At 59.6% G+C, this 6,644-nt stretch carries 7 protein-coding genes and 1 pseudogene; 3 read left to right on the top strand and 5 right to left on the bottom strand.

The window, feature by feature from the left end:
- A pseudogene (locus tag ABJO75_RS04995) lies at window positions 1–145 on the top strand (IS481 family transposase); the annotation flags it as partial.
- Window positions 146–232: 87 nt separating this feature from the next.
- Here the strand turns inward: ABJO75_RS04995 and ABJO75_RS04990 are convergent.
- A complete protein-coding gene (locus ABJO75_RS04990; protein WP_348131944.1) occupies window positions 233–703 on the bottom strand; it encodes a glutathione peroxidase in 471 nt (156 codons plus the stop codon).
- 196 nt (window positions 704–899) lie between these two features.
- Here ABJO75_RS04990 and msrB point away from each other — a divergent pair, with 196 nt between their 5' ends.
- Complete coding sequence (msrB, locus tag ABJO75_RS04985) at window positions 900–1,349, top strand: peptide-methionine (R)-S-oxide reductase MsrB (RefSeq protein ID WP_348131908.1); 450 nt, start codon at window positions 900–902, stop codon at window positions 1,347–1,349.
- The gene (msrA, locus tag ABJO75_RS04980) at window positions 1,346–1,852 is read left to right on the top strand and encodes a peptide-methionine (S)-S-oxide reductase MsrA (protein ID WP_348131905.1); all 507 of its coding nucleotides are present in this window, start codon (window positions 1,346–1,348) and stop codon (window positions 1,850–1,852) included. Before msrB ends, msrA begins: the two co-directional genes overlap by 4 nt.
- On the opposite strand, the gene ABJO75_RS04975 is transcribed toward msrA, so the two are convergent.
- The 4 genes from ABJO75_RS04975 to mtgA all read right to left on the bottom strand — a co-directional run bounded on the left by ABJO75_RS04975 (window position 1,849) and on the right by mtgA (window position 6,512).
- A complete protein-coding gene (locus tag ABJO75_RS04975; RefSeq protein WP_348131902.1) occupies window positions 1,849–3,855 on the bottom strand; it encodes a hydantoinase/oxoprolinase family protein in 2,007 nt (668 codons plus the stop codon). The two genes, msrA and ABJO75_RS04975, sit on opposite strands and share 4 nt — an antisense overlap.
- Before the next feature lie 71 nt (window positions 3,856–3,926).
- Complete coding sequence (queG, locus tag ABJO75_RS04970) at window positions 3,927–4,958, bottom strand: tRNA epoxyqueuosine(34) reductase QueG (RefSeq protein WP_348131899.1); 1,032 nt, start codon at window positions 4,956–4,958, stop codon at window positions 3,927–3,929.
- A gap of 75 nt (window positions 4,959–5,033) precedes the next feature.
- On the bottom strand, window positions 5,034–5,699 hold the full coding sequence (locus ABJO75_RS04965; RefSeq protein ID WP_348131896.1) for a glutathione S-transferase family protein: 666 nt from the start codon (window positions 5,697–5,699) through the stop codon (window positions 5,034–5,036).
- A 57-nt stretch (window positions 5,700–5,756) separates the two neighbouring features.
- Entirely contained in the window at window positions 5,757–6,512 is a 756-nt protein-coding gene (gene mtgA, locus ABJO75_RS04960; RefSeq protein WP_348131941.1) for a monofunctional biosynthetic peptidoglycan transglycosylase, read from the bottom strand.
- Window positions 6,513–6,644 lie beyond the last annotated feature (132 nt).

Genomic DNA, 6,644 nt, shown 5'->3' with positions numbered 1-6,644 from the left:
TCGCTACGTTTGGCTTTACAACCAGCAGCTTCCGCAGTCAGCATTAGGCAGCAAAACGCCCTTGCAAGCCATGAAGGACTGGCACAAACTCAAGCCGGAATTGTTTGAGAAACAGCCATACTATCGTCCGGGATGTGACACCTAGCCACCAGTGCCGACCCCATTGGATGCCCGGCGGAGATCCTTTTCATACCGTCAGAGACAGATGCTGGCGACAGTCCCTCAATTGCCCCTACTGAAGTAGAGCTTCGATTTCCTGCGTGATCTTCCGAGAGGTGGGTTTGACAGAAGATCCCCAAGTCGCAGGCACGGTTCCATCCGGCGCGATCAGGACCTTGTTGAAATTCCACGTGGGCTCGAAACCGGTTTCCTTTCGAACCGCTTTGTAAAACGGATGGGCATCGGCCCCTTTTACCTTGCTGATATCAGTCATCGGCAGATCAAGATCGTAGTTCAGCTCGCAAAATTCCTTAACTTCGGATGCTGATGCGAGCTCCTGATTGAAATCGTCCGAGGGAACGGCGAGCACGATCAGGCCCTGATCCCGGTATTTGTCATACAGGCTTTGCAGGCCAGCATACTGCCCGGTAAACCCGCATTGCGAGGCGGTGTTCACCACAAGCACAGGTTGGCCACGCCAATCTTCGATGGTCAGTGACCCTCCGTCGATGGAAGGAAACGTTCCACCAACCTCACGTGCCATTCCCATCTGGGCGATGACTGCAAACAAAACTGCGAGAATCAATTCTTTCATGTCGTCCTCCAAGCACGTGAATGTTACGTCACGAAGTGCCTGTCAGATCAATACTAGCACGAGTGCGCGACGGGGATGAAACAAACCTTTGATTTCCGCCGCGCCAGACCATTTATTGTTTCGCACCACTTGGCGGAGGATCATCATGCCGAACTACACCAAAGACCCGGACCGTATCGCCGCGCTCAGCGCCGAGGAGTTCCATGTCACTCAGGAAAGCGGAACGGAACGCCCTGGCACCGGTGCGCTTCTTAACAACAAGGAACCGGGCATCTATGTCGATATCGTATCGGGCGAGCCGCTTTTTGCCTCATCAGACAAGTATGAATCCGGCTGTGGTTGGCCCAGCTTTACCAAGGCCATCGAACCGGCGCTGATCAACGAAATTGAAGACCGCACACTGGGCATGATTCGGACAGAAGTGCGCAGCACCCATGGTGACAGCCACTTGGGCCACGTGTTTCCCGATGGGCCGCGTGACCGGGGTGGCATGCGGTATTGCATCAATTCTGCCAGCCTGCGGTTTGTCCATCGTGACGAAATGGAAGCCGAAGGATATGGCGCCTATCTGGATCAAGTGGAGGACGTGGCATGACCGAACGTGCAGTACTGGCAGGCGGGTGTTTCTGGGGGATGCAGGATCTGATCCGCAGGAAACCCGGCGTCGAAAAGACCCGCGTAGGGTATACCGGCGGTGACGTACCCAATGCGACCTATCGCAATCACGGGACACATGCCGAAGGGATCGAGATAACCTTCGACCCGGCAAAGATCAGCTATCGCGAATTGCTGGAACTGTTCTTTCAGATCCATGATCCAACCACGATCAATCAGCAGGGCAATGATCGCGGTCTGAGCTATCGGTCGGCGATCTATTATGTCGATGAAGCGCAAAAACAGACCGCACTGGATACCATTGCCGATGTCGAGGCGTCGGGACTTTGGCCGGGTAAGGTCGTGACCGAAGTTGAACCAGTTGGCGATTTCTGGGAGGCAGAGCCAGAACATCAGGATTATCTGGAACGCATTCCCAACGGCTATACCTGCCACTTCGCGCGTCCGGGCTGGGTGCTGCCCAAGCGCGCCAAGGCGTCCTAGCCAGAGGCGTTCCGGGGCCGCCCGCTTGCTTCGACCGTCAGTATCGCTTCAACGAACACGTCGCGCGCCTCGGCGCGGGCGGTCTTGATGTCCTGCTCGACAGAAAACTGAATGCCTGCGGCCCCGGCGGAAAGGGCCGCTGCCTCGGTACTGGCACGCAACACGGATTGCAGACGTTCCAGTGCGTCAGAAGCCGCTGCAAAATCCTCAGGACCCGTTTCCAGATGCACCCGAAACCTGCCTTCGCTGGGCGATGTGATCGTGCCGGTGTGGCGCATCGTGATGCGTCCGACGACCGCACCAATGGCATTGGCGACACCAGCATGCTGCGGTAGGATCATCCGGCAATGCAGGCGCTCACCCACAGCAGGGTAATAGGTGGGGGCCGAGGCCCCAAGTCCGACGACATCAACATTAAGTGCTGCGTCCAGCGCGAGTAGCCCGCGATGCCCTCCAAGCCCTTTTTGCATCAGGACGTGACGCGCCAGCAGGTCCGGCGGCAATCCGAATTCCGTTGTTTCTTCGGCAAAGGCGGTTTCCAGCAGTGTAATCGCAGTCTGTTCGGTCAGTTGATCGACAATCATCTGCGCGAGGTCGGTGGCGTTTGCAGCTAACATGTCACCTGATCCCGTTCTGCGCCGGGCCAGCAGGGTCAGCGCCTTGTCCGCCGCCTCGCCGTCCCACTCGTTGAGCGTGCCGAGCACATGACTGGCATCCGACGGCGTGACACCCGCGATCTGGATCAACCCAAGATCAACCAGCCGCCCCAATGCGCCAGTTTCCATGCGACTGCGCAGGATCCGCCCCAATGGGTGGACCTGATCGCCGATCCGCGAAAGCAACTCTGTCTCACGGGGGGGCATGTCGCCCCTTGGCAATCCGGGCAGCGCGCGCACGAACCGGCCATCGTGATCTGTGGTCGTAGCATTGCGCAATTGCGCGTCCAGCGCGGCATGAATGACGTCGGGGGCATCCTGCGCGATCAGGGCAATGGGAATAACCCGGCGCGGGCCGAGAAACACGCCGCCCGCCAGCCCTTGGGTTTGCACATGGACCTGGCTGTCGCCGCCAAGCCCACTGGTGCGCATGGCAACCGCCTCGACCATGGTGCGAAATCCGCCGACACGGGCACCTTGCGGATCGATCGCCGGTTTGCCGTTGCGCAGCACCGCAACATCGGTGGTGGTGCCGCCAATATCTGAGACCAGCGCCTCGTCTGCACCGGTCAGCCAGCGTGCGCCGACTATAGATGCCGCCGGTCCGCTGAGAATGGTTTCGATGGGCCGCTCGCGCGCTTGGTCTGCTGACATCAACGCCCCGTCACCCCGCACCACCATCATCGGCGCACCGATTCCCAGATCGTTCAGAACATCCTGCGCGCGCCCGATCAACCTGTCGATCATCCCGATCAGACGGGCGTTCAAGATTGCAGTAACCGCCCGCTTGGGACCATTCAATTTGGCCGACAAGTGATGGGAACACGTGACCGGCGCGCCGGTGCGTTCGCCGATGATACGCGCCACTTCAAGTTCGTGCGCGGGATTGCGGGTCGCGAATTGTGAGGCGACGGCATAGCCGCTGACGCCGCTCGCGTTGGCGTCGAGAAACGCGATGAGGCCCGGAACATCAAGCGGGGCCGCTTCGCCGCCCGCATGGTTATGACCTCCGGCCAGGGCCACGACCGGATCACCCTTGAGAGCATCACGCAACCCATGTTGCTCCAAATCAGACGGGCGAAACCCGACAAAGACCAGCGCGACACCTTCGCCTTGCCCTTCGACCAATGCATTGGTGGCCAGCGTTGTTGAGAGGGAGGCCAGCGAAATGGCCTGTGGTTCAACACCAGACTGATCCAGCACCGCCCGAATTGCCGTGCCGATGCCAATTGCCAAATCGCCTCGCGTGGTCAACGCTTTGGCGCTGGCAATCACGTCCTTCTCGTCGCGCAGCAGCACCGCATCGGTATAGGTGCCCCCCGTATCCACCCCCAACAGCAGAGCCATCCGGGCCTCCTTTGAAACTCATTTCACCCGGTGTAGCCGCTAAATTTGCATCGTCCAGCCAGAAATGCGCGTCAGTCCAATTGTTGCACGGCCCAGCGTGCTGCATCCGCGACAGCGGGATCGGGGTCGTTGGAAAGCGCGGCCGCCACGTCGCGCAGGGTGGGATCGCCCGAGTTGCCAATGGCATAAAGCACATTTCGCACGAACCGGTCCCGCCCAATCCGCTTGATCGGAGAGCCTGAAAACATCTGCCGGAACGCTGCGTCATCCAATGCCGCGAGTTCGGCCAACCGTGGCGCCGTCAATTCGGGCCGGGCCGCATAGCGCATGTCACTCGCGGCAACGGCAAACTTGTTCCACGGACAGGCGGCCAGACAATCGTCGCAGCCATAGATGCGATTGCCCATCAGGGCGCGCAACTCTTCGTCCACTGGACCGTGATGCTCGATGGTCAAATAGGAAATGCAGCGACGGGCGTCCAATTGGTAAGGCGCGGGAAAGGCATCGGTTGGGCAGGCATCAAGACAGGCCCTGCACGACCCGCAGTGATCCACATCCGGCGCGTCCGGTTCCAGATCAAGCGTCGTAAAGACCGACCCCAAAAATGCCCAGTTGCCCCAATCCCGGCTTACGAGGTTGGTGTGCTTGCCTTGCCAACCCAACCCCGCAGCCTGCCCCAATGCCTTTTCCGGCACCGGAGCAGTATCCACAAAGACTTTCACCTCGCCGCCGCTTTCCGCGATCAGCCAGCGCGCCAGCCGTTTCAGGCGCTTTTTGACCATATCATGATAGTCACGATTGCGGGCATAGACCGAAATCGCGCCTCGGTCGGGCTGGCTGATCACCTCCATCGGATCCTCGTCGGGCGTATAGCTTTCCGCCAACATGATAACCGATTTCGCCTCGGGCCAAAGCGCCACCGGGTCACCGCGCCAATGCATCCGTTCGGCCATCCAACCCATTTGCCCGTGATAGCCAGCCTCGACAAACGCACCGAGCCGTTCGGGAACTTCGGGAACATCCCAGGGCCGACAGATTCGGCAGGAAACAAAACCCTCCGACAGGGCCTGCGCGATCAGGCGCGTTTTCAGGCGGTCGGGCATGTTTCATCTTTGCGGCAATACTCCGGGGGAGTCGCGCAAGCGACGGGGGCAGCGCCCCCATTCCACCGGATGCGATCAGAAATCCAGATCGGCATAGTGTGGCGGGGGCCGGAACCCGGAAACCTGATCAACCAAAATCGACCGGAACGCCGGACGCGACTTGATCTTGGCGTACCAGTCCTTAACCGCTGCAGACCGATTCCAGTCGACATCGGAAATGTAGTCGAGCGAGGATAAATGCGCGGCGGCCGCGAAATCTGCAAGGGTCATCACATCTCCCGCCAGCCAGCGGCGGTGATCCAGCAACCATGTCATGTAATCAAGGTGATACTTGATCGCCCGCGCCCCATCCTTGACGTTGCGACTGTCTGGGTACCCTTGCCCGGTGACTTTCTTGTTGATCCGCTCATAGAGCAGTTTCGATGTGACTTCGTGGTGAAATTTGTCGTCAAACCAGCCGATAAGTCGACGAACTTCGTACCGGTCCTCCGGTGTCTTCGGCAAAAGCGACGGTTCGGGGCGAGTTTCCTCGAGATATTCGCAAATCGCGGCGCTTTCGGCCATCATGCGCCCGTCCAGCTTCAGCACCGGCACCTTGGCCGCCGGATTGCGGCGCAGGAAATCGGCGTCCGCCTCCCAATACCGTTCCTCGACCAGCTCGACTTCGATTTTCTTTTCGGCAAGCGACAGCCGAACCTTGCGGCAGAAAGGGGACAACGGGACATGAAACAGGCGGGCCATAAGATTCCAAGCGATGGTCAGGGGTTTTCACTTCAATGCCCCGCCGCGCCGGGATTTTCAATCCTCGAAACAGGCGGCGCGCCCATCTGCGCGGATGGTGGCCGCACCGTCAACGATCTGGACCGCACGTTTGCGTACTCTTGCGGATGGTTTGCCTGCCGAGCGCGTTTTGGGCGACGGCAGCACAGCCGCCAGACGCGCAGCCTGTGTCGCGCTGAGCTTGGCGGGGGGCACCCCGAAATAGTGGTTTGATGCCGCGCCAACTCCAAACACGCCTTCGTCCAGCTCGGCGATATTGAGATAGACTTCGAGGATCCGTTTCTTGGACCAGACAGCCTCGACCGCCGGGGTGATCCCCGCTTCCAACGCCTTGCGCGGCCAACTGCGCCCTTGCCAGAGAAACACGTTCTTGACGACCTGTTGCGAAATGGTCGAGCCGCCGCGCTTGTTGCCCTCTGAAATCGCGGCTCGGATGGCAGCGACATCAAACCCCCAGTGCAGGCAAAAATTCGCATCTTCTGCCGCGACGGCAGAGCGGACCATGACGGGCGCGATGTCCTCAATCGACACCCAGTCCTGTTCAACGGGTTTGCCGAGCCTGCGCCCTTCAGACCACATCGTCTGAGTTGTAGGCGGGTTCACAAAGGCAAACAGCAGGACCAGCAGCAGAATCACCCCGACGATAGCCAATACCGCGCGGATTAGCAGGCCCCGCATGAACGCCAGCGGACGCGTGCGCAGTTGCGTCAACGCCTTGCCCAGACGGCCTTGTGTCCGGCTTTTGGTTTTTTTCTTGCTCGCGGTCTTTGCCATGCGCGCAGCTATATCACTCCCGGCTGCGGGCAACAGCGTCTGCGTGGGTTTTGCATGAAATTGCGTACCGTCGCGCAACAGCGTCGGGTTGACAATCTCCGATGTGGTCTGCTGCATCACACGGCAATATAG

Source organism: Sedimentitalea sp. (assembly GCF_039973035.1).
Taxonomy (GTDB): Bacteria; Pseudomonadota; Alphaproteobacteria; order Rhodobacterales; family Rhodobacteraceae; genus Sedimentitalea.
Note: the sequence above shows the minus strand (reverse complement) of the source record. Positions and strands in the feature narration are given on the sequence as shown.

Coding starts and splice junctions, on each gene's coding strand:
- ABJO75_RS04990 (WP_348131944.1), bottom strand. CDS start 703: ATGGCACGTGAGGTTGGTGGAACGTTTCCTTCCATCGACGGAGGGTCA.
- msrB (WP_348131908.1), top strand. CDS start 900: ATGCCGAACTACACCAAAGACCCGGACCGTATCGCCGCGCTCAGCGCC.
- msrA (WP_348131905.1), top strand. CDS start 1,346: ATGACCGAACGTGCAGTACTGGCAGGCGGGTGTTTCTGGGGGATGCAG.
- ABJO75_RS04975 (WP_348131902.1), bottom strand. CDS start 3,855: ATGGCTCTGCTGTTGGGGGTGGATACGGGGGGCACCTATACCGATGCG.
- queG (WP_348131899.1), bottom strand. CDS start 4,958: ATGCCCGACCGCCTGAAAACGCGCCTGATCGCGCAGGCCCTGTCGGAG.
- ABJO75_RS04965 (WP_348131896.1), bottom strand. CDS start 5,699: ATGGCCCGCCTGTTTCATGTCCCGTTGTCCCCTTTCTGCCGCAAGGTT.
- mtgA (WP_348131941.1), bottom strand. CDS start 6,512: ATGGCAAAGACCGCGAGCAAGAAAAAAACCAAAAGCCGGACACAAGGC.